Raw genomic sequence first — 24735 nt, forward strand, 5'->3', positions numbered from 1 at the left:
CCGTTTTTTTTTTTTTTTTCAACGGTTTATGTTGGTCATTGTGTAGTGGGTTAACAAAAATCAGGACAAGGCGGGGCAACGCCGTACCGGGTTTTGTTAATCCACTATATATTTGTGCGTTGTGGGGCTGCCTTTTGTACACGGGTATGAGAATGCCGTCTGAAGGGCTTCAGACGGCATTGTGTGTTTAGGGTTTATTTTTTCATCGCTTCGCTCATTGCCTTGATGTTGTGGCGGTACATTCCGATGTAGGTGTCTGCGGGCGCGTTGCCGAGTGCGTCGGAATACAGTTTGCCGCTGACGTTGACGCCGGTCTCTTTGGCGATGCGGTCAACCATACGGGTGTCTTTGATATTTTCGGTAAATACGGCTTTGATGCCTTCGCGTTTGATTTGTCGGATGATGGCGGCGACTTGTTTGGCTGAAGGCTCGGCTTCGCTGCTCACGCCTTGCGGGGCGATGAACTCGATATGGTAACGTTTGCCCATATAGGAAAAGGCATCGTGCCCGGTCAGGACTTTGCGTTTGGCGGCAGGGACGGCGTTAAATGCGGCTTGTGCGTCGCTGTGCAGTTTTTTGAGCTGCATTTGGTAGTTGCCCAAGCGTTGTTGATAATAAACTTTGCCTTCGGGGTCGGCCTTTATCAGGGCTTCGGCGACGTTTTGGGCATAGGCGGACATAAGGACGGGGTCGTTCCAGACGTGCGGGTCATATTCGCCGTGGTCGTGGTGGTGTCCTTCGTGGTCATGGTCGTGGTCATGATCGTGGTCGTGATGGTGTCCGCCTTCTTCTTCGGCTTTGAGGGGTTGGATGCCTTTGGTCGCTTCGGCATAGGATACTTTGCTTTGTTTGACGGCACGTTGCACATCGGCAGCTTCAAGACCTAAACCGTTAATCAGGACGAGTTTTGCACTGCGGATTTTTTTAATGTCGCCGCTGGTCATATGATAGGCGTGCGTGTCTTGGTTGGCGCCGACCAAACTTTGTATGGATACGCGCTCTCCGCCGATTTGCTTGGCAACGTCGCCCAAAATGCTGAAACTGGTTACAACCGGCAGGGGTGCGGCAGTTGCGGCAGTGGTCAGCAATGCGGCAATAAGGGTGAGTTTGGGGTGTTTCATAACTGTTCTCCTGTGATATAACGTAACATTCATTATGGTAAAACAAGCTGCCTGTTTGTTCAAGCGGCTTGCGAGGTCAGGTGGTGTGGTGGCGGTGGTTTTTGAGCCATTTGGTCAGAATGCCGCCTTCTTTGCCGAGTATGACGGAAAAGAGATAAAGGACGCTGCAACAGAGGATGATGGCGGGACCGGAGGGAATTTCGATGTGGTAGGAAATGAGCAGTCCGCTCAAGCCGCACAGCAGGGCTGTCAGAACGGATAGGAGGATGAGTGCGCCCATGTGCTTCGCCCATAGGCGGGCGGTAATGGCTGGCAGCATCATGAGTCCGACGGACATGAGTGTGCCGAGGGCTTGAAAGCCGGATACGAGGTTCATGACGACCAGGACGAGAAAGAGGACGTGCCAAAGCCCGCCTTTGCCGCCGACGGATTTGAGAAACAGGGGGTCGATGCTTTCGAGTACGAGCGGGCGGTAGATGACGGCAAGGGTAATGAGCGTGAGGCTGGAGACGGCGGCGATGAGTTGCAGGGCAGGAATGTCGACGGCAAGTACGGAGCCGAAAAGGAGGTGGAGCAAATCGACGCTGCTCCCGTTTTTGCTGACGAGGACTACGCCGATGGCGAGGCTGCTCAGGTAGAAGGCGGCAAAGTTGGCATCTTCTTTCAGGGTGGTGAAGCGGCTGACGAGTCCGGCAAGCAGTGCCATCAGCATGCCTGCGGCTACGCCGCCCAAACCCATGGCGGGCAGGCTCAAGCCGGCAAACATGTAGCCGACGGCGGCACCGGGCAGGACGGCGTGGCTCAATGCGTCGCCTATCAGGCTCATACGGCGCATGACGAGGAATACGCCGACGGGTGCGGCACTGAGGGACAGGCAGAAGACGGATGCGAGGGCGTAGCGCATAAAGTCGAATTCTGCAAAGGGGGCAAGGAGCAGGTCGTAGAGGTTCATGGTTTTTCGGTTTCAGACGGCATTTATGACGCGCACCACTCGGGGCTTTCCTGTTGCTGCATTTTGGCGTTGGCTTGAGCGAGGTAGGGTTCTGTCAGAATGGTCTCGGTTGCACCTGCCGCAATTTTTTCACGTGCAAGCAGCATAGTGTTAGGAAAGTAGGCACGGACTTGTTCGTAATCGTGCAAAACGGCAATGATAGCGTGTCCGTTGCAATGACATTTTTGCAATACGTCGAGAAGCTCGTAGGTTGTCCGTGCATCAACGGCATTGAAAGGTTCGTCCAGAAGTAGGAATTTGGCGTTTTGAACCAGCATTCGGGCAAAAAGGACACGCTGAAATTGTCCGTTGGAAAGGTGGGCGATTTGGCGGCGTGCAAACTGCCGCATTCCTACACGCTCCAAGGCTTCGTGAACGCGTTGTTTTTGAGCGGTATTTATCCCTTTGAAAAAACCGATTTCATACCACAGCCCCATTGCCGCCAAGTCGAAAACAGTCATAGGTTGGGAGCGGTCGATGTCGGACTGCTGGGGAAGGTAGGCAATGTTCTGACGGGTCAATCCGTCCAGCCGGATGCTGCCCGTATCGATAGGCTGCAATCCCATTAAGGATTTGAGAAAGGTGGATTTCCCTGCGCCGTTGGGACCGAAAACCGCCCACATACTATGTTCTTCAAAAGTAATGTCCACATGGTGCACGGCAGGTCGGCGGCGGTAGCTGACGGTCAGGTTTTCGACAATGATGCTCATGCGGATACTGCCCAAAAGTAAACGCCCCATAAAAGGGATACGGCAATCAGGGCAAGGATGAGGCGGAAAGTCAATCCTGATAGTAAAAGGGAAAGTGTCATGATGATTTGCGGTTTTGAAAGGGAAGGCGGTAAAGCGTTTATCGTTATATGGCTGATATGATACTGTATAACGTTTGGTCTGTAAATTTTGTTCGGTTCGGACGGGGATTCGGGATGTGCCGGAAGGGGTGTGCTTCTTGGTGCTGTTCCGTTGCGGATGTTGCGGCAATAAGAAATGCCGTCTGAAGGTTCAGACGGCATTGGGGAAAACGGTTTGAATCAACCTTTGCGTGCAGGCAGTTTTTCTTTGATGCGTGCAGCTTTACCGGTCAGGCCGCGCAGGTAGTAAAGTTTGGCACGGCGTACGTCGCCACGGCGTTTGACTTCGATTTTCTCAACGGTAGGAGAGTACAGTTGGAAAGTACGTTCAACACCTTCGCCGCTGGAGATTTTGCGGACGATGAAGTTGCTGTTCAGACCACGGTTGCGGCGTGCAATGACAACGCCTTCGTAGGCTTGCAGACGGCTACGGGTACCTTCCACGACGCGTACGGATACGACTACGGTGTCGCCTGGTGCGAATTCGGGGATTTCTTTGTTCAGGCGGGCAATTTCTTCTTGCTCGAGCTGTTGAATCAGGTTCATTGTTTTTTTCCTAAATTATGATTGGATTTCCCGTTGCTCTTGCCGGATGGTTTCTAAGAGGCGGGATTCCTTTGGGATTAAAACGCGCTTTTCCAAAAGATCGGGTCTGCGCTCCAAGGTGCGACGCAGCGATTGTTCCAACCGCCATTCCGCTATCAAGCCATGATTGCCGGAACGCAATACTTCCGGAACAGCCATGCCTTGAAATTCTAAGGGTTTGGTGTATTGGGGATAATCCAAAATACCGTTTGAGAACGAGTCTTGCTCGGCAGACTGCATATCACCCAATACGCCGGGTACGAGCCTCAATACCGCATCCATCAGCATCATGGCGGGAAGCTCTCCGCCGGAAACAACGAAGTCTCCGATGCTGATTTCTTCATCGACGCTGGTTTGCAGCAGTCTTTCGTCTATTCCCTCATAGCGTCCGCACAGCAGAATCAGATGCGGAAGTTCTGCCAATTCTGCCGCTTTTTGGTGTGTCAGCGGTTTTCCTTGGGGGCTGAGGTAGATGACTTTTGCGGTTTGGGAAGATTGTGCTTTGGCGTGTTCTATCGCCGCATGAAGTGGCGGAGCCATCATAATCATTCCCGGACCGCCGCCGAACGGGCGGTCGTCGATGTAGCCCAATCTGTTGTCGGCAAACTTTCGGGGATTGACTGCTTCAAACTGCCAGATTCCCTGTCTGTTCGCGCGTCCCGTTACGCCGTAGCGGGTAATGCTGTCGAACATTTCGGGGAAAATGGTAACTGCCTGGATAAGCATCAGTAGTCCAAACCCCAGTCGGTAGTAATGGTCTTGCTGCCGGTATCGACGGTTTCGATATATTGGGAAACGAACGGAATCAGAATCTGCCCGTGTTCTCCGTCAATCATCAATACGTCGTTTGCGCCGGTTTCCATCAGGTTGCTTACCTTGCCTAAAACGGTGTGGTCTTTGTTGACGACGGTCATGCCGACCAAGTCTGCCCAGTAGTATTCGTCTTCTTCCGTCGGTGCGAATGCTTCACGGGGTATTTCGATGGTGTAACCGCGCAATGAGAATGCTGAATCGCGGTTGTCTATGCCTTCGAATTTGACTTGGAGTTCGCCGTTGACGACTTTTCCGGCTTCAAGGGTAACGCTGACGGTTTTGCCGTCCTTGACCAAATGCCACTCGGGGTAGTCCAAAAGGCTATCGGAATATTCGGTGTTGGCGGCAATTTTCAACCAGCCCTTTATGCCGAATACGCCTTTGATGTAGCCCATGGCTACCCGGTTTTGAGTGTCTGTCATGGCGGCAAATGCGGATTAGGCGGCTTTTTGTTCTTTAATCAGTTTTGCAACGGAGTCGCTGACTTGCGCGCCTTGTGCAATCCAGTGGTTCAGGCGGTCTGCGTTGAGGCGTACGCGCTCTTGTTTTTCATTGGCTACGGGGTTGTAGAAGCCTACGCGTTCGATGAAGCGGCCGTCGCGGCGGCTGCGTGAGTCAGTAACGATGACGTTGTAGAAGGGGCGGTGTTTCGAGCCGCCGCGTGCCAAACGGATAACTACCATTTTGAGTCCTTTTGAGAAAATCGGATATATGGAAACTGCCAATTCTAGGTTATTTTGTGGTCGGTGTGCAAGTTTTTATTTGTTTTTTCTGTTGTTTTGTCCGCCGCAAGGTTCAGATATGCGCGGTACAGGTTTTTTTCGGTGTCCGATTCCTTGAGGGTAAATCCTGATTTTTCAGCAAGTTTGATCATGGGGGTATTGGTTTTGAGGATGTCGGCACTCATGCTCAGGTAGCCTTGCTGTGCGGCGGTTTGGATGATGAGTTCCATCATTTTCTGCGCCAGTCCGCTGCCGCGCATATGTTCCGCCAGTGTGATGCCAAATTCGCATTCGTTGCGGTTCAGGCGGCTGTGGCGGACGACGGCGATGATGTTGCTGTCGGCATCCCTTGCCGTCCATGCGGCTTCACAGTGGTAGTCGGGGTTGCACAGGCGTGCCAACGTTGCTGCAGGCAGTTCGTTGGTGTGGGTCATGAAGCGTGTGTACCGTGCTTCGGGGCTGAGGCTGCGGACGAACTGCTGTTTGGCTTCTGCGTCTTCGGGTAAAAGGGGGGTAATGGTAACGGTTGTGTTGTTTTTTAGGGACAGTGTTTTGGGGTGTGCTGCGGGATAGGGGGCAAGTACGTTGGGTACGGCTGCTCCGGTTTCGGTTTTGCTGCCGAGCAGTTCTGCGGCGGCTTCGCTTGTGTGGCGGAGAAATTCGGCGGCTGTTGGGTTTTTGTGTTTCAGGTATGCGGCGGCACTCTGCATTTTTGCGGCGGCATGTTCGAGGGTTTGGGCGGCTTTGCCTGTGTTCTTGCGTTTGGGCGTGTCGTGTGTTTCGGGTGTCTTTAAGATGAAATCGCTGCTGTATTGTCCGCCGTTGAGGTTGAGGGTGATGCCGAGAATGTGTTGGTGATATTCGGGAATGACGGTCAGTGTGTGCAGGAAGCAGTCGAGGGTTTGTGTGTCGTCGAGTTCGGCAAAGCGGGCAAGGTGGCGGCTGTCGAGTGTGGTAAACGGCGGGAGTACGGCAGTGGTTTGTCCGTTGCGGCGTGCGGTCAGGATGTCGCCATAGAGGGGGTGGCTGCCGACTTGGAATTGGACGGCGTTATGGGTGGTGTGCCGGTAGGGGGGGAGGTGCAGGGCTTCGGCGAGCAGGGAGGGGTTTGCCGCTGCAAGGGCTTTTTTGATGTTTTGGGGTTGCGGTGTTTTCAGACGGCATGGCTGCGGCGGTGCAATGTCGAGCTGTGCCTGTTTCAGGGCTGCGGCGGTGTTGCGGTAGGAAAGGGTGCGGATTGCCTGTGTGGGTGTGTCGAAATGGGTTATGCCGTCTGAAAAGGGGCTGCTGACGAGCAGGGGTTTGGCGGTCTGTTCGGACAGGCGGATAAGGGCGCGTGCTGTTTTTTTGTAATCCTCGTGTCCGTAGGGGCTGAGGATGGTCAGGACGGCTTGGGTGTCGGGGCGGGCAAGCTGACGTGAGGCGATGTCGTGGCAGATTGAGGGTGTGGGTGTGCCGGTCAGGTGTCCGTTGCGGATGTGGTGGGGAAGGTTGGGAAAGTGGAGGGTGAGGTTTTTTGGCGCGTGCGCGTGCAACCATTCGGCAGGCGTGTCGGACAGGATGTCGAGTCGGGACAGAGGTGGAATGTCGGACAGTTGGGCGCGCAGTGCGGCTTCGAGGTCGTCGGCGTTGAAACTGATGAGGAAGTTGCAGTGTCGGGCGAGGCAGTGCAGTACGGCACGGTCGGTTTCTGTCGTGCGGCAGGTAATGTGGAGAATCAGCGGCGTATGGCGGGTAAATTGGCGGATTGCGCTGAACAGTTTGCGCTGATCCTCTTCAGGGTTGTGGTGTAGGACGGCGGTTTTGGTGTGCAGGCTGTGTCCGAAGCGGTTGAGCCAATCGGCGGATGCGATGGGGCTGATGCCGGGATGCAGGCTGATGTGGCGGGATGTGCCTTGACGGAGTTTGTTCAGGATGTTGTCGATTTGGCGGCTGACGGCGGCATTGCCGGTCAGTATGGCGGTATGGCCTGCGGCGTATCCGTCTTGGGTACTGATGTTGAGTCCGAGTGAGGGCAGTTGGATGCCTGCGGTGGTGCAGGCGGTGATGTTGAGTCCGTTGCCGTGGTGTTTGCGGATGGCAGTTTCGGCGGTGTGCAGTTCTGCGGCAGACAGGCTGTCCCAGTCCTGTATGAGGATGATGTGTCGGAGCTGCTTTTTACGGCAGGTTTTGAAGAGGGTGTCGTAACTGTCGGGCGGGGTAACGGCAATAATCAGGTCTGCACTGCCGGGGATTTTGTTGAGGCTGGTGTAGGCGGGCAGTCCGGCTATGGTGTGGTGGCGCGGGTTTACGGGGGTGATTTTTCCTTGAAAGGGCGTACTCAGCAGGTTACTGAGTACGCGTTCGCCCAGGCTGTACGGACGTTCGCTTGCGCCTATCAGGATGATGTGGTTGGGCATGAAGAAGTAGCCGGGATCGGTTTGTGTCGGCATGACATATTCCTTTGCGGACGGTATGTGCGTGATTGTTGGAGATGCACTCACTGTGTGTTTGTTTTGGGGTAACTGTTTGTGCAATGCCGTCTGAAGCGGGTTCAGACGGCATTATGGTCAGTTCGCACTTTTTTCTGTTTTGGAACCGGTTTTTTTCTTGGGTAGGATGAAGCGCATCCGCAGACCGTTCGGTTTGATGTTTTCGGCGATGATTTTGCCGCAGTGCTGCCCGATGATGTGTTGTGTCAGGGCAAGTCCAAGCCCTGTTCCGGGTTTGTTGGCACTGGAGTCTGCACGGTAGAAAGCGGTGAAGATGTGCGGGAGCTGCATTTCGTCCACGCCGGGACCATTGTCGGTAACGTCGATTATCCAGTGTTTGTGGTCTTGTCCGATGTTGATCAGGATGGTGCTGCCTTCGGGGCTGTAGTTGACGGCGTTGCGGATGACGTTGTCGAAGGCGCGGTACAGGTAGCTTTCGTTGGCAAGGATGGTTGTGTTTTCGGGGATTTTTCCGTCGACGGACAGGGCGACCGTCTGTCCGTTCTTTTGGGCGATGCTTTGGTTGTCTTCTACAAGGTTGCTTAGGAAGGGTAGGAGTTTCAGGTTTTCTTTTTCCAAAGCCATATTGGAGGTTTCGAGCCGGGACAAGGTTAAGAGTTCGCCGACCAGCGTATCCATGCGGGTCAGTTCGCCTTCGAGTCGTTTTAGGTATTGTTCCTGTTTTTGGGGTTGTGCCTGAATTAATCCGACAATTGCCTGCATGCGTGCAAGGGGAGAACGCATTTCATGGGAAACGTGGTGGAGCAGGTGGCGTTCTTTGGCGACAAGTTTTTCGAGTTTTTCCGCCATTTTGTCGAATTGGAGGGCAAGATGGGACAATTCGTCATCACGGTCGTCGACCTGTTGGGAGATGCGGGTTTCAAGTTCTCCGTTTGCCACCCTGTCCATGCCGTTGCCTAAGATTCTGATGGGTTTGGCAATGTTGCCGGCAAGGATATATGCCATCAGCAGTCCGACGATGATGATGAAGGAGAGGATGATGAATTCGTGCCAAATCGGGGCAAGCGGCAGGCCCGGGATAAACAGCGGGCTGGGCAGGCGTTGTGCCTGGTGGTTGTCCCAGCCTTTAATGAAGAACAGGTATTCTTCGCCGAAACGGTCGTATTCGATGTGGACAAGGTTGGAATGGGGGTTGTTGGCGGCAAACAGCCGGGCGCGTTCTATGGTGTAATTGTCGATATAGCGGTTTAAGATGTCTTTTTTCTCGTCGCCCTGTATGACGTAAACGGCGGATGAGACGGGGCTGTCTTTCCATTCCGTCAGGATTTCGCGTGCGCCGTTGTCGCCCCGTGTCTTGAATGCGGAAATAATGCTGCCCATCAATGTGGTTTCGATGGTGCGGCGTTGGTTGAATTGGTTTTCGGCAAGGGTGTTCTGCACCAGCCAAAAAGAAAAACTCGCCACAAAGATTGCGCAGACGATAACCGCGCAAAATGTGGCGAAAATGCGTTGGAACAGTTTCATTTGCCCGCTGCTTCAGTTTTTGACAAACAGGTAGCCCAAGCCGCGTACGGTTTGAATCAGGGAGGCATCGCCCAGCTTGTGCCGGATGCTGGAAATGTGCACGTCGATGCTGCGGTCGAATTTTGCCAGCTTGCGGTCGAGTGCTTCGACGGACAGGGTTTCTTTGCTGACTACCTGTCCGGCATGGCGCATCAGGACTTCGAGCAGGTTGAATTCGGTGCTGGTCAGTTCGAGCGGCGTGTCTTTGACGGATGCCTGGCGTTTGGCGGGGTACAGGACGACATCGCTGACGGAGATGCTGTTGGGTGCGTTGTTCTGTTCGCCGCTGTGTTGTGCGCGGCGGAGGATGGCATTGATGCGTGCCAAGAGTTCGCGTGGTGTGCAGGGTTTGGGGACATAGTCGTCCGCACCCATTTCCAAGCCGATGATTCGGTCGATGTCGTCGCCTTTGGCGGTCAGCATGATGATGGGGACGGTGCTTTGGGCGCGTACGTTTTTCAAGACATCCAAGCCGTTCATTTTGGGCATCATGGAATCCAATACGACTACATCGTATTGCCCGCTCAGGATTTCTTGTACGCCTGCTTCGCCGTCGGGAACGCTGTGGACGTTCAGACCTTCGGCGCTCAGGTATTCGGTCAGCAGTTCGGTCAGCAGGGCATCGTCATCTACGAGTAATACGCGGCTCATGGTGTTTCCTTTTCCGTGGTGGTATGCGCCCGCTAGGTTTGGGACGGGCATGAAACAGGTGTTTAACGGTTTATCTTAACACGGCTGTAATGTTTTTTGATAGCGTATTTCCCTACCGGTTTGCTGTTTTTTGCAATGTCTTGCATGGAGCTTTACATTTCGGGCGGTATCCGCATCCGCCGGCGCGGGTCATTTGCAGGGTTTTGCTTCCGGATGGCCGGGCGCGGCGGCGAAGGCTTTGCAGTCTTTGAGCAGTTCGGGCAACAGCGGCGCCCATACGGGCAGTTTGCGGATTTCGTCGGCGTATCGGGGCATCAGGTAGGGGTAATAGGACTGTGTCGCCCGCATCCATTGTTTTGCTTCTGCAACTTTGCCTTGCCGCATCAGGTAGAGGGCAATCCGGTAGGTGGCGGAGTAGGGGCGGTATTTTAGTGCTTTGAGGGTTGCTTCTTCCGCCCAAGTCTGGGTTTCGGGGTATTCCGGCAGGGCGAAGTTTACGAGGGAGAAGTCGGCATAAAAGGACAGCATCGGACTGTTTGCGGAAATATAGCGCAGTTCGTTGATTTTCCGGTTGAGGGTTTTGGCACTGTCGTCAGTGGCGGGGGAAAAGGCGTTAACCATCCGGGTGTATGTCCAGTCCAAGTGCAGCAATCCTGCGAATATGGCGGCGGAGGCGGTCAGTATGCCGAGATTGGCGGCTTTTTTGAAGGCGATGCCGTCTGAAGCCTCTGCGGGGGACAGGAAGAGCATCAGTCCGAAGGGGATGAGGAAATAGACATACCATAAAGGATATTCGAGCATACTGTGGCACATACTGACGGCAAGCGTGCAGATCAGGAAAAGCGATGCGGGGGTCAGGGGGTGTTTCAGCAGCCTGGCAATGCCCGTCAGCAGGGTTGCGGCAACCAGAAGCGTGCCGCTGATTCCCATCTCTGCAAGGAGTTGGAGGACGATGTTGTGGGAATGGGTGAACAAGTTGCTGAGGAGGTTGTCGTGTATGTTGTGCTGTTCGGCATTGATGAGGAAGGTTTGTTGGGCAAAACTGTTCCAGCCGTGCCCGAATATCGGGGCGGACTGGAAGGCGGCAAGGGCTTTATTCCATTCGATTTGGCGCGGCAAGTCTGTGAAACCGCCGTTGGCAACGCGTTCGACGGCAGTTTCGTAGCGGATGCCGGTAAAGGTTTCCAGAATGGTGTTCATGGAAAATTGGAACAGCGCGGTAAGGAATACGGCTGCGGCTATGTTGAGCATCGTCCGCCTGTTGGATTTGTCCGAACGGAAATACCAGAAGGGAAGGATGAGGGCGATGGCGGCTATGTAGGTCAAGATGGTGCGCGAATTGACCAAACCTAAAACGGCGGTCTGCATAATCAGGCAGATTGCGCCCAAGGCGGGCGGGATTTTTCGTTGTCCGTTGAGGTAGGCGGCGGCGAGTATGCCCCACATGAGGTAGTGTCCGAGGTTGTTGCGCTGCCCGATGTGTCCGATTACGCCTTGCCCGCTGTAAACGATGATGTTTTGAAGCAGGGGGGTGTCTTCCCAGCCGGCAAACTGGATGACGACGATACAGGATTGAAGCAGGGAGCCGATAAGCAGTGACCAGGCAAACAGGGTAACGATGCGTTCTTGTCCGTAGTGTGCGACCAAGCTCCGGCAGGCCCACGCGCTGACGGCGAGCAAGATGAAAATCCAAGAGACGATGTCGTTCATACCGGGGTAAATCAGGTTCATCAGGCGTGCCTGAAGATACCAAAACGCCGCCATTGCAAACAGAAGGAAGCTGATGGGTGGGATTTTGACATCAAACAGCTTTTTTCCTGCCGTGAGGAACAACAGGACAATCAGGCCGGCTGCGGCTACGGCATCGTGGTAAAAGTCGGGCGACGGTTGCAGCCTGAGCGCGAAGGTAAAGGGGACGATGCCTATCCAAAGGAAGCAGGGCAGGATGTAAATCGGCAGTTTGGCGGCGGGGCGCGCGCCGGATACGGTCGTTTCAGCGGGCATTGTTTGTTTCCTTGTATTGTTTGACGAACGACAGGCATGATATGAAGAAGATGATGCTGAATACTGCGGAAAGCGCGGCGCAAATTTGTTCTGCCGGATAGGCGTCGAACAGGCGCATGACGGCTTCGGCAAAATAAATCAGAATCAACATGGAGCTGTATTGGTAGGTGTAGATTTTTTTCTTCAGGATGCCTGAAAGCGGCAGGCAGAGGGGCAGGGTTTTGAGCGCAAGCCACGAACCGCCCGGGCGCAACGGTGCAATCCACAGTTCCCAGGAAAGGGACAGGATTATCAGTGCGATCAGGCTGAAAGAGGCAAGGAAGTAAGCGGTTTGTTTGTTCACGGCGGACTTTACGGTTTAAGGGCGGACAAGGGGGAGCGGTATCCCAAATCCTGCAACATCGAAACGGTTTCATAAACGGGCAGTCCCATAATGCCGCTGAAGCTGCCTTCGATAGATTGGATAAAGATGCTGCCTATACCTTGTACGGCGTAGGCGCCGGCTTTGTCCATCGGTTCGCCGCTTTGCACATAGGCGACGATTTCTTCGGCTGTAAGGGGCTTAAAAACAACGCGGTTGGTTTGGATGCGGTTTTCCGCATTGCCGCGATAATGAATGCAGACGGCAGTCAGGACGATATGCCCGGTTCCCGACAGCAGGTTTAGAAAGGTTGCCGCTTCAGCTTGGGAGCGGGGTTTGCCCAATATGATGCCGTCTGAAACGACGCAGGTGTCGGCGGTAATCAGGGGGAAATCGGGCATTGTGCCGTTGGTTTCGCAAAAGAGGGTCAGGGCGGTTCGGTTTTTTTCTTCTGCCATCCTTTGAACGTAACGGGCAGGGTCTTCGTTCTGTCTGACCGTTTCGTCGATGTCGGCAGGCAGCTTGACGACCCGATAGCCCAACTGCGTCAGGATTTCCATTCTGCGTGGGCTGTTTGAACCTAAATAGAGGGTATTCAAAGGTATTCCTTAATCTGTGGCGGTATGAGGCGTGGCTTCAGACGGCATAGTGTCAGGTTTTTGCAGGCGGCCGTATGTCGCCATCCTGTTCTGAGCGTGGCGTGAAAAAGCGTCCGAACCAAATACCTGCTTCGTATAAGAGAATCAGTGGAATGGCAAGCAGGGTTTGTGAAATAACGTCGGGCGGTGTGATGACTGCGGCAATGACAAAAGCACCGACAATAACATAGGGGCGGGCATGTTTGAGCTGTCCGGTTGTTACCACGCCGATTTTGGTTAATAGGATAACGACGATGGGAACTTCAAAGGTTGTGCCGAACGCAACGAACATGCCTAAGATAAAGGACAGGTATTTGTCGATGTCTGTCGCCATATTGACGCCGACAGGGGTAACGCCGGCAAGGAATTTGAAAATGACGGGAAAAACCAGAAAATAGGCAAATGCCATGCCGATGAAAAACAGGCTGACGCTTGAGAGGACAAGCGGGGTAATCAGGCGTTTTTCGTTTTGATAGAGTGCGGGGGCGACAAATGCCCAGATTTGGTAGAGCGTATGCGGCAGCGAAACCAAAAACGCCGCCATCAGGGTAACTTTGACCGGCACGAAAAATGGTGCGATGACGTCGGTGGCAATCATGCTGGTGTTTTTTGGCAGGTTTGCCATCAGCGGGTCGGCGATAAAAGTATAGAGTTGTTGGGCAAACGGCATTAGGCCGAAAAAGCAGACTAAGATGCCGACAACCGTCCACATCAGGCGGCGGCGCAGCTCGATGAGATGCTCGACAAGCGGTTGGACGGTTTGTTCGTTTTGTGTTTCGGACACCGGATTTGCCCTCTTTATGATTTACGGACGCGCAATTTAGGTTTGGCGCGGTGTTTCGGACGCAAACCGCGTTTGCGGCTTATTGCCTGTTTGCGCAGGGAAGTGGTGTGCGGAACAGGCGTTTCAACAGCAGTATCGATATAGCTGACTTCGACGGTCTGTACGACGGGTGCGGCGGCAGAAGCAGTCAGGTATTCCCGCCATGCGCGGTCTTTATCGGTTTCCGAAGGCTCGGCTGTACTGCCGGTTTGCCCGTCGTCCCCAAGGGGTTCGGCGGAAGTATCGGAACGTTCAGACGGCATAACGTCGGAAATGCCGTCTGATACGGTGTTTGCCGTATCGGGAAGGGGATTGCCGCCTTCATCAACGCCGAAATCGGCAGGTGTCCGCTGTTCGGGTAGTTTGTCCCATGGTTTCAGCCCGTCGGAAATGTCGTGCAGATTACCCTCCATATCCGTACCGGTTTCTTTGAGGCTGTCTCGAACCTGAGCGGCGGCAGCTTCGAATTCCTGCTTGGCCTTACGCAGTTCTTCCAGTTCGATTTGAGTGTCAAATTCTTGTTTGACGCTTCCGACAAAGCGTTGCAGCCTACCGATGAGCCGTCCGGCAGTGCGGGCGGCTTCGGGCAGGCGTTCGGGGCCGAGGACAATCAGGGCGATAATGCCGGCCAAAATCAGCTCGCCCAAACCGAAATCAAACATAAATTACGCTTTGTCTTCGTCTTTTTTGTGTTCGATTACATCGTCTTTTCCAGCATCTTTGCCATCAGTGCCTTCGTTCAGCCCCTGTTTGAAGTCATGAACCGCGCCGCCGAGGTCTTTGCCGACGTTGCGCAGTTTTTTGGTGCCGAATATCAAAACGACGATAATCAGTACGATAATCCAGTGCGTAAGAGAAAAACTGCCCATGATGTATCCTTAAGTAAGTATTAGGGGTTGATTGTGAAATAACGATTTATACGGGTGTGCCCATGATGTGTATATGCAGGTGGAAGACCTCTTGTCCGCCGCCTTTGCCGGTATTGATCAGGGTTTTGAAGCCGTCTGCCAGTCCTGCCGCTTTGGCGATTTCGGGAACTTTCAACATCATTTTGCCCAGCAGCATCTGATGTTCGGGAGCGGCGTGTGCCAACGAATCGAAATGGACTTTGGGAATCAGCAGCAGATGAACCGGAGCGGCGGGGTTGATGTCTTTGAAACAAATCATCTCCCCGTCTTCATAGACGGTTTGCGCCGGAATGTCTTTGGCGGCGATTTTGCAGAAAATACAGTTGTCCATAACAGCTCCGATGCCGTCTGAAAAGCGGTCAGACGGATTGAATGTGGGAAAGTGCGGATTGTAATATAAATTCAAGATTCTGTGCGAGCGGCTTTTTCGGCTAAGCCCGACAAACCTTGACGGCGCGCAAGTTCGTCCAGTACGTCTTCCGCCTTCAGGTCGTGGTGTGTCAGAAGAACCATGGTGTGAAACCATAAGTCGGCAACTTCGTAAACCAGGTGGGACGGGTCTTTGTCTTTGGATGCCATCAACACTTCGCCCGCTTCTTCAATCACTTTTTTTAGGATTTTGTCTTCGCCCTTATGCAGGAGCTGTGCGACGTAAGATTCGGACGGGTCGGCAGATTTTCGCTGGGTGATGGTTTGTTGGATGGCGGATAGTACGGAATCTCCCATGATTTTCCTTCTGTTTGTTTCTGTTTGTTCGGAATGATAGGCTAAACGGCTGCTCTCGGGCAATACGCCTGTTACGTTTCGTTGGAAAATGCCGTCTGAGCGTTTCAGACGGCATTTGTGCTGTTGCAAATATAATTTGCTTACAGGTTTGGATTCACAATAATTTTAACGGCGGATTCGTTGTTGTGGATCAGACGCTCGAAGCCTTCGGAAACCAGTTCGTCCAGCTTGATGCGCTGGGTGATAAAGGGTTCGAGGTTGATTTTGCCTTCTTCAACCAGTTTGATGGTTTCGGCGTGGTCGTTGCAGTAGGCGATGGTGCCGCGCACGTCCAGCTCTTTCATCACGACGCTGTGGACGTTGACGGTGGCGGGGTGACTCCAGATGGATACGATAACCAAGTTGGCGGCAGGTTTGCAGGCTTCGACCAAAGTATCCAACACTTTGTTCACGCTGGTACATTCGAATGCCACGTCCACGCCTTCGCCATTGGTCAGTTTTTTCACTTCTTCGACAACATCGACTTCGGACGGGTCGAGGATGTAGTCGGCAACGCCGGATTCGCGCGCTTTGTCTTTGCGTGCTTTACTCAACTCGGTGATGATGACTTTGATGCCTTTGGCTTTCAGTACGGCAGCCAACAGCAAACCGATCGGACCTGCGCCGCCAACCAATGCGACATCGCCTTCTTTCGCGCCGCTGCGTACATAGGCGTGGTGTCCGACAGACAGCGGTTCGATCAAAGCGGCTTGATCCAACGGGATTTTGTCGGAAATCGGATGCACCCAACGACGTTTGACGGCGATTTTTTCGGACAGACCGCCGCCGCAGCCGCCCAAGCCGATAAAGTTCATGTCTTTGGAGAGGTGGTAGTTGCTGCCCGGACCGGTCGGTACGTCGTCGTGTACGATGTAAGGCTCGACAACGACGTGTTGACCGACTTTGATGTCGTCTACGCCTTCGCCGACGGCATAGACCACGCCGGAGAACTCGTGTCCCATCGTTACGGGAGCGGACTCGCCGGAAATCGGGTGCGGATGACCGCAGGGCGGGATGAAAATCGGACCTTCCATGAATTCGTGCAGGTCGGTACCGCAGATGCCGCACCAGGCAACATTGATGCCGACGGTGCCGGGGGCGACGGTCGGTTCGGGGATGTCTTCGATGCGGATGTCGCCTTTGTCGTAAAAACGTGCTGCTTTCATTGTAACGCTCCTTGTTGTCAGTAGGGTGCCGTCTGAGAGATGTCCGGCGGCGGTTGGGATGGGAATGGCGGCCGGTAACGGCCGGATTCAATCTGCCTGATTGTTATTTTGCTACAAAAAACTTATTTCCAGCAGGTAAAAGTTTCTTGTTTTGCTTCAGGTCAAATAATGATACCGCCTGCAAACCGGATTGGATTTAGATAATACCTATGCCGTCATAGCCCTTGTTTTAAAACGGCCGGTCCGGCGTGTTTGTACCGGATTCGGGCGGGACGCGCTTCAATTCCTCCTGATAGGCGGCTGCCGTTTCGGATTTTCCCAGTCCTGCCAGCACGCGGATGTGTTCGGCGGCAGATTCCGATAGGGATTCAAGGGTATAACCGCCTTCCAACACAGATACGACCTTGCCCGGGCAGCCAGATGCCGTCTGAATGATTTTGTGTGTCAGCCAGCCGAAATCCGCCTCGTGCAGGTTGAGCCTGCCCGATTCGTCCAGACGGTGTGCGTCGAATCCTGCCGACAGCAGCACCAGTTCGGGTTTGAATGCGGCAAGCCGGGGCAGCCACTGCCTGCGGACGGCATCCCGGAACGCCGCGCTCCCTGTGCCCGGCGGCAAGGGCAGGTGCACCATATTGCCGCCGTCGGGCATATCGTTGTTTTCGGGGAAGGGGAAAAGGTCGGTTTCAAACAGGTTGAAAAACAGGATGCGCGGATCGTCTTTGAATATTTCTGCCGTACCGTCGCCGTAGTGGACATCGAAATCGATGACGGCAATGCGTTTCAGGCGGTATTCGGCAATGGCATGCATGGCGCCGGCGGCAACGTTGTTCAGCAGGCAGAATCCGCCGGCTTTGCCGCTTTTCGCGTGATGCCCCGGAGGGCGGGCGGCGCAAAAGGCGTGCCACGCTTTGCGTTTCATAACCATATCGACCGCCTGAACTGCCGAACCTGCGGAAAAACGGGCGGCGGACAGGGAGTTTTTACTGATAACGGTGTCGTCGTCCAAACGGCAAATCTTGCCGTCTTCGGGCAGGCAGGACTCTAGCCGGTTTAAATATTTGCTCGTATGGGCAAGCGCGAGGCGCGCATCGCTGATTTCTTCCGCGTCCAGTGTTTGGAGCCGCCGCCAAACGCCGGAACGGCGCAGCGCCTGTTCGATGCTGCCGATGCGTTCGGGGGAATCGGGATGGTTCGCGCCGGGTTCGTGCCCGGTGCAGGCGGGATGGGAAATCCATACGGTGCGGGCGTTTTTGCCCGAAAAAAGGCGCAACAGGGAATAAAATTTCAGAATCAGGCGGATAGGCGGCATAGTTTCGCAGTCGGGTCGGCGGGCGGCATACGGCCGGATGCCGGCGGCAAACCCGATATATTGTTTACGGTCTTATGCTATTATATACCCCGTTTAATTTTCAACCCTATTAGAAAGAACGGATAAATTTATGAATCAGGCTGTTGCACAATTCGCCCCTTTGGTGCTGATTATGGTGGTGTTCTATTTCTTGATTATGCGCCCCCAGCAGAAGAAATTTAAAGCGCATCAGGCGATGCTGGCCGCTTTGAAGGTCGGCGACAAAGTCGTTTTGGCGGCAGGTTTTAAAGGGCGTGTGACCAAAGTCGGCGAGCAATTCTATACTGTCGACATCGGACAAGGTGCGAAAATCGAAGTGGAGGTCGAGCGCAACGCGGTTGCCGCAAAAGCCGAATAATCCGTTTTCCGAGAAAAGCCGCCTCATTTTCCGAGTGCGGCTGTTTGCCTTTACAAACAAAGCAAAGGTTTATTTATGAACCGCTATCCTTTATGGAAATACCTGCTGATTGCGCTGACGGTTGCCGTTGCGGCCGTTTATTCGCTGCCCAACCTATTTGGTGAAACGCCCGCCGTGCAGGTATCGACCAACCGACAAGCTATTGTAATCAATGATCAAACACAGTCTAAAGTGGATGCTGCGCTGAAGCAGGCAGGTATTCAGACGGACGGGATGTTCGTTGTCGATAATTCGCTGAAAGTGCGTTTTAAAGATACTGAAACGCAATTGAAGGCACGCGACGTTATTGAAAACACTTTGGGCGAAGGCTATATTACCGCGCTCAACCTTTTGGCGGACAGCCCCGAATGGATGGCGAAAATCAAAGCCAATCCGATGTTTTTGGGTTTGGACCTGCGCGGCGGCGTGCATTTTACCATGCAGGTCGATATGAAAGCTGCGATGCAGAAAACGTTTGAACGTTATTCGGGTGACATCCGCCGCGAACTGCGCCGCGAAAAAATCCGCAGCGGCACGGTGCGTCAGGCTGAAAACAGCCTGACCGTCCCTTTGCAGGATGCCGGCGATGTGCAAAAGGCACTGCCGCAGTTGCGCAAGCTGTTTCCTGAAGCAACGCTGAATTCAGACGGCAGCAATATTGTATTGACGCTTTCGGAAGAGGCGGTTAATAAAGTACGCTCAGATGCGGTGAAGCAAAACATCACTACACTGCATAACCGTGTAAACGAATTGGGTGTGGCAGAGCCGATTATCCAACAGTCAGGTTTGGACCGTATTGTCGTACAGCTTCCCGGCGTGCAAGATACTGCCAAGGCAAAAGACATTATCGGTCGTACCGCGACTTTGGAAGTGCGCATGGTGGAGGACGATCCTGCCAAGTTGCGCGAGGCTTCGGAAGGTAATGTACCCGCAGGTTATGAGCTGCTTTCAAGTGGTGGGGATCATCCGGAGACCCTGTTGATCAGCAAGCAGGTTGAACTGACCGGCGACAATATCAACGACGCGCAACCCAGCTTTGACCAAATGGGCGCGCCTGCCGTCAGTCTGAGTTTGGACAGCGCGGGCGGCAGCATTTTCGGCGAACTGACTACTGCGAATGTGGGTAAACGTATGGCGATGGTTTTGATCGACCAAGGAAAATCCGAGGTTGTAACCGCGCCGGTTATCCGTACTGCCATTACCGGCGGACGTGTGGAAATTTCCGGAAGCATGACGACAGCCGAAGCCAACGATACGTCTTTGCTGTTGCGTGCCGGTTCTCTTGCCGCACCGATGCAGATTGTCGAAGAACGTACCATCGGTCCGTCTTTGGGTAAGGAGAACATCGAAAAAGGCTTCCATTCGACTTTATGGGGTTTTGCCATCGTTGCTGCATTCATGGTGGTTTACTATCGTCTGATGGGTTTCTTTTCTACCATTGCATTGAGCACCAACATACTGTTTCTAATCGGTATTTTGTCTGCCATGCAGGCAACGTTGACCCTGCCAGGTATTGCCGCGCTGGCTTTGACCTTGGGTATGGCGATTGACTCCAATGTATTGATTAACGAACGTATCCGCGAAGAATTGCGTGCCGGTGTGCCGCCGCAGCAGGCAATCAATCTCGGTTTCCAACACGCATGGGCGACCATTGTCGATTCGAACCTGACTTCGCTGATTGCCGGTATCGCGCTTTTGGTATTCGGTTCCGGCCCGGTACGCGGCTTTGCTGTCGTACACTGTTTGGGTATTCTGACTTCGATGTATTCGTCCGTCGTCGTATTCCGTGCGTTGGTCAACCTGTGGTACGGACGCAGACGCAAATTGCAGAATATTTCCATCGGTGCGGTATGGAAACCTGAAGCCGAAACTGCGGCAGGTAAGGAGTAAGCTATGGAACTCTTTAAAATCAAACGCGATATTCCGTTTATGAGCTACGGCAAACTGACGACTTTTATTTCGTTGGTTACCTTTATTGCCGCCGTATTCTTTTTGGTAACCAAGGGCCTGAATTTCTCTGTCGAATTTACCGGCGGTACGGTAATGGAAGTCCAATATCAGCAGGGTGCGGATGTCAATAAGATGCGCGAACGCCTCGATACGCTGAAAATGGGTGATGTACAGGTTCAGGCATTGGGTACGAACAAACACATCATGATCCGCCTGCCGAACAAAGAAGGTGTTACTTCCGCACAATTGTCCAATCAGGTTATGGATTTGCTGAAAAAAGACAGTCCCGACGTTACTTTGCGCCAAGTTGAATTTATCGGCCCGCAAGTCGGTGAGGAATTGGTAAGTAATGGATTGATGGCTTTAGGTTTTGTCGTTATCGGCATCATTATTTACCTGTCGATGCGTTTCGAATGGCGTTTTGCCGTATCTGCCATTATCGCCAATATGCACGACATCGTGATTATTCTCGGCTGCTTTGCCTTCTTCCAATGGGAATTTTCGCTGACCGTCTTGGCAGGTATCCTTGCCGTATTGGGCTATTCTGTGAACGAATCCGTCGTCGTCTTCGACCGTATCCGTGAAAACTTCCGCAAGCCGGCGATGCGCGGACATACCGTACCGGAAGTCATCGACAACGCGATTACTGCAACCATGAGCCGGACCATCATTACCCACGGTTCGACCGAGGCGATGGTCGTATCCATGCTGGTGTTCGGCGGTGCGGCCTTGCACGGCTTTTCTATGGCGTTGACCATTGGCATTGTGTTCGGCATTTATTCTTCCGTATTGGTTGCCAGCCCGCTCTTGCTGATGTTTGGCTTGAGCCGCGACAATATCGCCAAGGAAGCGAAACAGAAGGAAGAAATTGTGGTTTGATGTCAAATGCCGTCTGAAACCGGAAGATGTCTCCGTTTTCAGACGGCATTTCGCCGACATCGCAAAATATCGTGCAGAACAGCAAAAATTGTGTGATAATGCGCCGTTCCTGTTTCAGGAATAGGGAGTTTGCCGTTGTCGAGGCTTGGCAAACTTGTCCGAATCCCATTTGGGGTTCTTTTTATTTTTCGGAGTTTTTCCATTATGGCACTGACCGTAGAACAAAAAGCACAAATCGTTAAAGATTTCCAACGTAAAGAAGGCGACACCGGCTCTTCTGAAGTACAAGTCGCCCTGTTGACTTTCCGCATCAACGACCTGACCCCCCACTTCAAAGCCAACCCCAAAGACCACCACAGCCGTCGCGGCCTGTTGAAAATGGTCAGCCAACGCCGCCGCTTGTTGGCATATTTGCGCCGTACTCAACCCGATACGTATCGTGCGTTGATTACTCGCTTGGGTCTGCGTAAATAATTGCGCTTTCCGACACCGCCCAGAAAAATGGGCGGTGTTTTCTTTTCTGTTGCTTTCCGACAAGTTCAAATCCATATTTATTGCCCGAAAACCGCATAAACTAATATAATATAAAGTTCTTTGGAATCCTGTTCCATTTCATGCTGCCCGTGCGCTTCACAAGAGTTTCAGACGGCATCAGACGTTGCGACTCCCGCCAGCAATCAAACAGCTTTTTATCACCCATTCGAAAATCCGTTTTGCCGGTACTCGTCTTTTTATTGGAGTATTGCCATTATGACCGCAACCACTGCGTCTTCAGCCAAACCTTATCTGCAAATCCAAGGCTTGGTGAAAAAGTTTGGTGACAATTACGCTGTCGATAACATCGACTTGGACATTTATCAACACGAAATCTTTGCCCTTTTGGGCAGCTCCGGCAGCGGTAAATCCACGCTGCTGCGTATGCTGGCGGGTATGGAAAGCCCCAATCAGGGCAAAATCATCCTTGACGGTCAGGATATTACTAAGCTTGCACCCTACGAACGTCCCATCAATATGATGTTTCAAAGCTATGCCCTGTTCCCGCACATGACCGTGGAGCAGAATATTGCCTTCGGATTGAAGCAGGACAAAATGCCTAAGGACGAAATCGCCGCGCGCGTCGAAGAAATGCTCCGTCTGGTTCAGATGACCAAATTTGCCAAACGTAAACCGCACCAATTGTCCGGCGGTCAGCAACAGCGCATCGCTTTGGCGCGCAGTTTGGCAAAACGACCGAAAATCCTGCTGCTTGACGAACCCCTCGGTGCATTGGATAAAAAACTGCGCCAGCAAACCCAGCTCGAATTGGTCAACACGCTCGAGCAGGTCGGTGTAACCTGTATCATGGTCACGCACGACCAAGAAGAAGCCATGACGATGGCGACCCGCATCGCCATTATGTCCGACGGTCAGTTGCAGCAGGTCGGCACGCCAAGCGATGTGTACGACTATCCCAACAGCCGCTTTACTGCCGAGTTTATCGGCGAAACCAATATTTTTGACGGTGTTGTGATTGAAGATCATGCGGATTATGCCGTCATCGAATGCGAAGGTTTAGAAAACCACGTCCGTATCGATCATGGTTTGGGTGGCCCGAGCGAGCAGGACCTGTGGGTCAGTATCCGTCCCGAAGATATCGATTTGTATAAAGAAAAACCCGAACATTTGGGCGATTACAACTGGGCGAAAGGCACAGTCAAGGAAATCGCCTATCTGGGCAGCTTCGCCATTTACCATATCAAACTCGCCAACGGCCGCGTCGTCAAAAGCCAAGTTCCTGCACCTTACTGGTATGTGCGCAACATTACACCGCCAACTTGGGACGAAACCGTGTATATCAGCTGGCCGGAAAACCAACCGACTCCGTTGTTCCGTTGATTTAAGGGGAGTGAGATGAACCTTAAAAAACTGAAAAACAAACTGTTCCGCCGCCCGGGGCAGCGCGCGGTCATAGCCGTGCCTTATATTTGGCTTTTGGTGCTGTTTCTGATTCCGTTCGCCATCGTGCTGAAAATCAGCTTTGCCGAACAAGAAATCGCTATCCCGCCGTTTACGCCGTTAACCAGCATCGATGAAGATTTAGGTCGTTTGAATATCGCCATCAGTTATCAAAACTATGCCGATATTTTCCAAAATTTCTGGAATACCCTGAATCCCTTCGGCGACAGTGAAAACAGCAATATCTATCTGATGACCTATTGGTCTTCAATTAAGACTGCGCTGACGACGACGGTGATTTGCCTGTTGGTCGGTTATCCGACCGCCTATGCGATTTCCCGTGCCAATCCTTCCGTCCGCAATGGTTTGCTGCTTGCCATTATGCTGCCCTTTTGGACATCGTTTCTGCTGCGCGTCTATGCGTGGATGGGGCTGCTCGGACATAACGGCATCGTCAACAATATGTTGATTAAAATGGGTATTATCAGTGAGCCTTTGGATTTGTTCTACAATGCCTTTTCGCTCAATTTGGTGATGGTTTACGCCTATCTGCCGTTTATGATTCTGCCGCTTTACACGCAGCTGGTGAAACTGGACAGCCGCCTGCTCGAAGCGGCTTCCGACTTGGGCGCGGGGCCGGTCAAATCGTTCTTGACGATTACACTGCCTCTGTCTAAAACCGGCATTATTGCAGGTTCGATGCTGGTGTTTGTCCCCGCTGTCGGCGAGTTCGTCATTCCCGAGCTGGTCGGCGGTTCGGAAAACCTGATGATCGGTAAAGTCTTGTGGCAGGCATTCTTCGATCAAAACAACTGGCCGCTGGCTTCCGCCGTCGCCGTCGTGATGGTCGCGCTGCTGGTCGTGCCGATTGCCCTGTTCCAGCATTATGAAAACCGCGAATTGGAAGAAGGAGCCAAATAATGCAGAAATCCCGATTATCTTGGTTCCTGAAACTGATGCTGATGTTGTCGCTGGCGTTTCTGTATATCCCGCTGGTCGTTTTGGTTGTCTATTCGTTTAACGAATCCAAGCTCGTTACTGTTTGGGGCGGCTTTTCGACCAAATGGTATGCCGCACTGATGGAAAACGACACCATCTTGGAAGCTGCTTGGTTATCGCTGCGTATTGCCGTTGTGTCTTCGCTTGCCGCCGTCGTTTTGGGCACGCTGGCGGGCTATGCGATGGCGCGTATCAAACGTTTCCGTGGCAGTACCTTGTTCGCCGGTATGATTTCCGCGCCTATGGTGATGCCCGATGTGATTACCGGTTTGTCCATGCTGCTCCTGATTATTCAGGTGCAGATATTTTTGCAGGGCAGCGAATGGTTGCAACATCTCTACTTCGATCGAGGCTTTTTCACCATCTTCCTCGGACATACGACGCTGTGTATGGCGTACATTACCGTTGTCATCCGTTCGCGGCTGGTCGAGCTTGACCAGTCGCTCGAAGAAGCCGCAATGGATTTGGGCGCGCGTCCGCTGAAAATCTTTTTCGTGATTACCCTGCCGCTGATTGCGCCCGCGATTGCCTCCGGCTTCCTACTCGGCATTACCTTGTCTTTGGATGATTTGGTGATTACCTCCTTCCTGTCCGGCCCCGGTTCTTCCACATTGCCGCAGGTGATTTTCTCCAAAATCAAGCTGGGTCTTGATCCGCAGATGAACGTTTTGGCGACCATCCTGATCGGCATCATCGGAACATTGGTCATCATCGTCAATTATTGGATGATGAGGCAGGCAACCAAGCGCGACCGTGAGGCAGCGGAAGCCTACCGCCAGGAAAAACTGGCTGCCGAGAAAGCGCATTGACCGACAGGGCAGGCTGACCGCATTA

At 53.1% G+C, this 24735-nt stretch carries 28 protein-coding genes; 7 read left to right on the top strand and 21 right to left on the bottom strand.

The annotated features are described in order from the left end of the window. Positions 1-194 precede the first annotated feature (194 nt). The 21 genes from Q9I99_RS03845 to Q9I99_RS03945 all read right to left on the bottom strand — a co-directional run bounded on the left by Q9I99_RS03845 (position 195) and on the right by Q9I99_RS03945 (position 17702). Positions 195-1121 carry a metal ABC transporter substrate-binding protein gene (locus Q9I99_RS03845; protein WP_118787257.1) on the bottom strand — a complete coding sequence of 309 codons (927 nt, stop codon included), beginning with the start codon at positions 1119-1121 and terminating at the stop codon, positions 195-197. Positions 1122-1197: 76 nt separating this feature from the next. Continuing rightward, positions 1198-2073 carry a metal ABC transporter permease gene (locus Q9I99_RS03850; protein WP_002222859.1) on the bottom strand — a complete coding sequence of 292 codons (876 nt, stop codon included), beginning with the start codon at positions 2071-2073 and terminating at the stop codon, positions 1198-1200. Positions 2074-2096: 23 nt separating this feature from the next. After that, positions 2097-2822, bottom strand: a complete 726-nt coding sequence (locus Q9I99_RS03855) for a metal ABC transporter ATP-binding protein (RefSeq protein WP_301668397.1) — start codon at positions 2820-2822, stop codon at positions 2097-2099. Beyond that, positions 2819-3124 carry a hypothetical protein gene (locus tag Q9I99_RS03860; protein WP_301668391.1) on the bottom strand — a complete coding sequence of 102 codons (306 nt, stop codon included), beginning with the start codon at positions 3122-3124 and terminating at the stop codon, positions 2819-2821. The genes Q9I99_RS03855 and Q9I99_RS03860 overlap by 4 nt, the downstream gene beginning before the upstream one ends. An 18-nt stretch (positions 3125-3142) precedes the next feature. Further along, complete coding sequence (gene rplS / locus Q9I99_RS03865) at positions 3143-3508, bottom strand: 50S ribosomal protein L19 (protein ID WP_002217809.1); 366 nt, start codon at positions 3506-3508, stop codon at positions 3143-3145. Between the two features lie 15 nt (positions 3509-3523). Further along, a complete protein-coding gene (trmD, locus tag Q9I99_RS03870; protein WP_301668388.1) occupies positions 3524-4273 on the bottom strand; it encodes a tRNA (guanosine(37)-N1)-methyltransferase TrmD in 750 nt (249 codons plus the stop codon). Next, entirely contained in the window at positions 4273-4782 is a 510-nt protein-coding gene (gene rimM, locus Q9I99_RS03875; RefSeq protein WP_127238819.1) for a ribosome maturation factor RimM, read from the bottom strand. Before rimM ends, trmD begins: the two co-directional genes overlap by 1 nt. A 15-nt stretch (positions 4783-4797) precedes the next feature. Continuing rightward, positions 4798-5043, bottom strand: a complete 246-nt coding sequence (rpsP, locus tag Q9I99_RS03880; RefSeq protein ID WP_002214315.1) for a 30S ribosomal protein S16 — start codon at positions 5041-5043, stop codon at positions 4798-4800. 44 nt (positions 5044-5087) lie between these two features. Next, positions 5088-7514 (bottom strand): bifunctional acetate--CoA ligase family protein/GNAT family N-acetyltransferase, encoded by a 2427-nt coding sequence (locus Q9I99_RS03885; protein ID WP_301668386.1) that lies wholly within the window; start codon positions 7512-7514, stop codon positions 5088-5090. Between the two features lie 117 nt (positions 7515-7631). Beyond that, positions 7632-9038 (bottom strand): two-component system sensor histidine kinase MisS, encoded by a 1407-nt coding sequence (gene misS, locus Q9I99_RS03890; protein WP_301668385.1) that lies wholly within the window; start codon positions 9036-9038, stop codon positions 7632-7634. Positions 9039-9050: 12 nt separating this feature from the next. Then, the gene (gene misR, locus Q9I99_RS03895) at positions 9051-9728 is read right to left on the bottom strand and encodes a two-component system response regulator MisR (protein WP_061699231.1); all 678 of its coding nucleotides are present in this window, start codon (positions 9726-9728) and stop codon (positions 9051-9053) included. A gap of 189 nt (positions 9729-9917) precedes the next feature. Next, positions 9918-11732, bottom strand: a complete 1815-nt coding sequence (locus tag Q9I99_RS03900) for a PglL family O-oligosaccharyltransferase (protein ID WP_301668383.1) — start codon at positions 11730-11732, stop codon at positions 9918-9920. Continuing rightward, a complete protein-coding gene (locus tag Q9I99_RS03905) occupies positions 11722-12075 on the bottom strand; it encodes a DUF2069 domain-containing protein (protein ID WP_123825618.1) in 354 nt (117 codons plus the stop codon). Before Q9I99_RS03905 ends, Q9I99_RS03900 begins: the two co-directional genes overlap by 11 nt. An 8-nt stretch (positions 12076-12083) precedes the next feature. Then, a complete protein-coding gene (locus tag Q9I99_RS03910; RefSeq protein WP_123825620.1) occupies positions 12084-12692 on the bottom strand; it encodes a Maf family nucleotide pyrophosphatase in 609 nt (202 codons plus the stop codon). Between the two features lie 52 nt (positions 12693-12744). Further along, positions 12745-13515, bottom strand: a complete 771-nt coding sequence (gene tatC, locus Q9I99_RS03915) for a twin-arginine translocase subunit TatC (protein WP_301668382.1) — start codon at positions 13513-13515, stop codon at positions 12745-12747. 14 nt (positions 13516-13529) lie between these two features. Continuing rightward, the gene (tatB, locus tag Q9I99_RS03920) at positions 13530-14216 is read right to left on the bottom strand and encodes a Sec-independent protein translocase protein TatB (protein ID WP_301668381.1); all 687 of its coding nucleotides are present in this window, start codon (positions 14214-14216) and stop codon (positions 13530-13532) included. A gap of 3 nt (positions 14217-14219) precedes the next feature. Further along, positions 14220-14423, bottom strand: a complete 204-nt coding sequence (gene tatA, locus Q9I99_RS03925) for a Sec-independent protein translocase subunit TatA (protein ID WP_003753955.1) — start codon at positions 14421-14423, stop codon at positions 14220-14222. 46 nt (positions 14424-14469) lie between these two features. Next, on the bottom strand, positions 14470-14793 hold the full coding sequence (locus Q9I99_RS03930; RefSeq protein WP_002246030.1) for a histidine triad nucleotide-binding protein: 324 nt from the start codon (positions 14791-14793) through the stop codon (positions 14470-14472). A 71-nt stretch (positions 14794-14864) separates the two neighbouring features. Continuing rightward, the gene (locus Q9I99_RS03935) at positions 14865-15188 is read right to left on the bottom strand and encodes a phosphoribosyl-ATP diphosphatase (RefSeq protein WP_025457909.1); all 324 of its coding nucleotides are present in this window, start codon (positions 15186-15188) and stop codon (positions 14865-14867) included. A gap of 140 nt (positions 15189-15328) precedes the next feature. After that, positions 15329-16393 (bottom strand): 2,3-butanediol dehydrogenase, encoded by a 1065-nt coding sequence (locus tag Q9I99_RS03940; RefSeq protein ID WP_025456896.1) that lies wholly within the window; start codon positions 16391-16393, stop codon positions 15329-15331. Positions 16394-16622: 229 nt separating this feature from the next. Further along, complete coding sequence (locus Q9I99_RS03945) at positions 16623-17702, bottom strand: histone deacetylase family protein (protein WP_301668380.1); 1080 nt, start codon at positions 17700-17702, stop codon at positions 16623-16625. A 130-nt stretch (positions 17703-17832) separates the two neighbouring features. Between Q9I99_RS03945 and yajC the strand changes: the two genes are divergently transcribed. The 7 genes from yajC to Q9I99_RS03980 all read left to right on the top strand — a co-directional run bounded on the left by yajC (position 17833) and on the right by Q9I99_RS03980 (position 24710). Continuing rightward, positions 17833-18099: a preprotein translocase subunit YajC gene (gene yajC, locus Q9I99_RS03950; protein ID WP_003710464.1), complete on the top strand. Its 267-nt coding sequence runs from the start codon at positions 17833-17835 to the stop codon at positions 18097-18099. Positions 18100-18174: 75 nt separating this feature from the next. Further along, entirely contained in the window at positions 18175-20028 is a 1854-nt protein-coding gene (gene secD, locus Q9I99_RS03955) for a protein translocase subunit SecD (RefSeq protein WP_301668377.1), read from the top strand. Between the two features lie 3 nt (positions 20029-20031). Further along, the gene (gene secF / locus Q9I99_RS03960; RefSeq protein ID WP_301668375.1) at positions 20032-20967 is read left to right on the top strand and encodes a protein translocase subunit SecF; all 936 of its coding nucleotides are present in this window, start codon (positions 20032-20034) and stop codon (positions 20965-20967) included. Positions 20968-21171: 204 nt separating this feature from the next. Next, complete coding sequence (gene rpsO, locus Q9I99_RS03965) at positions 21172-21441, top strand: 30S ribosomal protein S15 (protein ID WP_002217790.1); 270 nt, start codon at positions 21172-21174, stop codon at positions 21439-21441. Positions 21442-21717: 276 nt separating this feature from the next. Beyond that, positions 21718-22842 (top strand): ABC transporter ATP-binding protein, encoded by a 1125-nt coding sequence (locus tag Q9I99_RS03970; protein ID WP_301668373.1) that lies wholly within the window; start codon positions 21718-21720, stop codon positions 22840-22842. 15 nt (positions 22843-22857) lie between these two features. Further along, complete coding sequence (locus Q9I99_RS03975) at positions 22858-23823, top strand: ABC transporter permease subunit (RefSeq protein WP_301668372.1); 966 nt, start codon at positions 22858-22860, stop codon at positions 23821-23823. Next, complete coding sequence (locus Q9I99_RS03980; protein ID WP_301668371.1) at positions 23823-24710, top strand: ABC transporter permease subunit; 888 nt, start codon at positions 23823-23825, stop codon at positions 24708-24710. Before Q9I99_RS03975 ends, Q9I99_RS03980 begins: the two co-directional genes overlap by 1 nt. Positions 24711-24735 lie beyond the last annotated feature (25 nt).

This window comes from Neisseria basseii, assembly GCF_962707005.1.
GTDB classification, from domain to species: Bacteria; Pseudomonadota; Gammaproteobacteria; order Burkholderiales; family Neisseriaceae; genus Neisseria; species Neisseria bergeri.

What these genes read in the sequence shown, in the direction of transcription:
- Q9I99_RS03845 (WP_118787257.1), bottom strand. Translation starts at nt 1,121, where the DNA reads ATGAAACACCCCAAACTCACCCTTATTGCCGCATTGCTGACCACTGCC.
- Q9I99_RS03850 (WP_002222859.1), bottom strand. Translation starts at nt 2,073, where the DNA reads ATGAACCTCTACGACCTGCTCCTTGCCCCCTTTGCAGAATTCGACTTT.
- Q9I99_RS03855 (WP_301668397.1), bottom strand. Translation starts at nt 2,822, where the DNA reads ATGAGCATCATTGTCGAAAACCTGACCGTCAGCTACCGCCGCCGACCT.
- Q9I99_RS03860 (WP_301668391.1), bottom strand. Translation starts at nt 3,124, where the DNA reads ATGCCGTCTGAACCTTCAGACGGCATTTCTTATTGCCGCAACATCCGC.
- rplS (WP_002217809.1), bottom strand. Translation starts at nt 3,508, where the DNA reads ATGAACCTGATTCAACAGCTCGAGCAAGAAGAAATTGCCCGCCTGAAC.
- trmD (WP_301668388.1), bottom strand. Translation starts at nt 4,273, where the DNA reads ATGCTTATCCAGGCAGTTACCATTTTCCCCGAAATGTTCGACAGCATT.
- rimM (WP_127238819.1), bottom strand. Translation starts at nt 4,782, where the DNA reads ATGACAGACACTCAAAACCGGGTAGCCATGGGCTACATCAAAGGCGTA.
- rpsP (WP_002214315.1), bottom strand. Translation starts at nt 5,043, where the DNA reads ATGGTAGTTATCCGTTTGGCACGCGGCGGCTCGAAACACCGCCCCTTC.
- Q9I99_RS03885 (WP_301668386.1), bottom strand. Translation starts at nt 7,514, where the DNA reads ATGCCGACACAAACCGATCCCGGCTACTTCTTCATGCCCAACCACATC.
- misS (WP_301668385.1), bottom strand. Translation starts at nt 9,038, where the DNA reads ATGAAACTGTTCCAACGCATTTTCGCCACATTTTGCGCGGTTATCGTC.
- misR (WP_061699231.1), bottom strand. Translation starts at nt 9,728, where the DNA reads ATGAGCCGCGTATTACTCGTAGATGACGATGCCCTGCTGACCGAACTG.
- Q9I99_RS03900 (WP_301668383.1), bottom strand. Translation starts at nt 11,732, where the DNA reads ATGCCCGCTGAAACGACCGTATCCGGCGCGCGCCCCGCCGCCAAACTG.
- tatB (WP_301668381.1), bottom strand. Translation starts at nt 14,216, where the DNA reads ATGTTTGATTTCGGTTTGGGCGAGCTGATTTTGGCCGGCATTATCGCC.
- tatA (WP_003753955.1), bottom strand. Translation starts at nt 14,423, where the DNA reads ATGGGCAGTTTTTCTCTTACGCACTGGATTATCGTACTGATTATCGTC.
- Q9I99_RS03930 (WP_002246030.1), bottom strand. Translation starts at nt 14,793, where the DNA reads ATGGACAACTGTATTTTCTGCAAAATCGCCGCCAAAGACATTCCGGCG.
- Q9I99_RS03935 (WP_025457909.1), bottom strand. Translation starts at nt 15,188, where the DNA reads ATGGGAGATTCCGTACTATCCGCCATCCAACAAACCATCACCCAGCGA.
- Q9I99_RS03940 (WP_025456896.1), bottom strand. Translation starts at nt 16,393, where the DNA reads ATGAAAGCAGCACGTTTTTACGACAAAGGCGACATCCGCATCGAAGAC.
- Q9I99_RS03945 (WP_301668380.1), bottom strand. Translation starts at nt 17,702, where the DNA reads ATGCCGCCTATCCGCCTGATTCTGAAATTTTATTCCCTGTTGCGCCTT.
- yajC (WP_003710464.1), top strand. Translation starts at nt 17,833, where the DNA reads ATGAATCAGGCTGTTGCACAATTCGCCCCTTTGGTGCTGATTATGGTG.
- secD (WP_301668377.1), top strand. Translation starts at nt 18,175, where the DNA reads ATGAACCGCTATCCTTTATGGAAATACCTGCTGATTGCGCTGACGGTT.
- secF (WP_301668375.1), top strand. Translation starts at nt 20,032, where the DNA reads ATGGAACTCTTTAAAATCAAACGCGATATTCCGTTTATGAGCTACGGC.
- rpsO (WP_002217790.1), top strand. Translation starts at nt 21,172, where the DNA reads ATGGCACTGACCGTAGAACAAAAAGCACAAATCGTTAAAGATTTCCAA.
- Q9I99_RS03970 (WP_301668373.1), top strand. Translation starts at nt 21,718, where the DNA reads ATGACCGCAACCACTGCGTCTTCAGCCAAACCTTATCTGCAAATCCAA.
- Q9I99_RS03975 (WP_301668372.1), top strand. Translation starts at nt 22,858, where the DNA reads ATGAACCTTAAAAAACTGAAAAACAAACTGTTCCGCCGCCCGGGGCAG.
- Q9I99_RS03980 (WP_301668371.1), top strand. Translation starts at nt 23,823, where the DNA reads ATGCAGAAATCCCGATTATCTTGGTTCCTGAAACTGATGCTGATGTTG.